This window comes from Rhodococcus sp. PAE-6 (genome assembly GCF_025290685.1).
GTDB classification, from domain to species: domain Bacteria; phylum Actinomycetota; class Actinomycetes; order Mycobacteriales; family Mycobacteriaceae; genus Rhodococcus; species Rhodococcus pyridinivorans.
Window position 1 is genome coordinate 1 of the sequence record NZ_JAOCLZ010000255.1, and the last position, 233, is coordinate 233.

At 73.4% G+C, this 233-nt stretch carries 1 pseudogene; it reads right to left on the minus strand.

Annotated elements, in window-relative coordinates:
- A pseudogene (locus NVV99_RS26930) lies at positions 1–233 on the minus strand (protein phosphatase); the annotation flags it as partial.

Sequence of the window (233 nt, forward strand, 5' to 3'; positions counted from 1 at the left end):
GCGGTGCCGGTGCGGCCGCCTCCACGCCCGCACGCGATCTCCACCCGCTGTCTTCCCGCGCGGATCCACGCCTCGTACAGGAGGGCGAGAGCGTCCTCCGGGTCGCGTGGCGTGCGGAAGTCGGGCCCGTGGATCCACCGCGACTCCCACTCGAACGGTGCTGCCGGGGGGCGGCCGAGGAGATCCACCCCGAAGTCGGGACACGGCTCGTCGAACACCGGTCTGCGCATCCC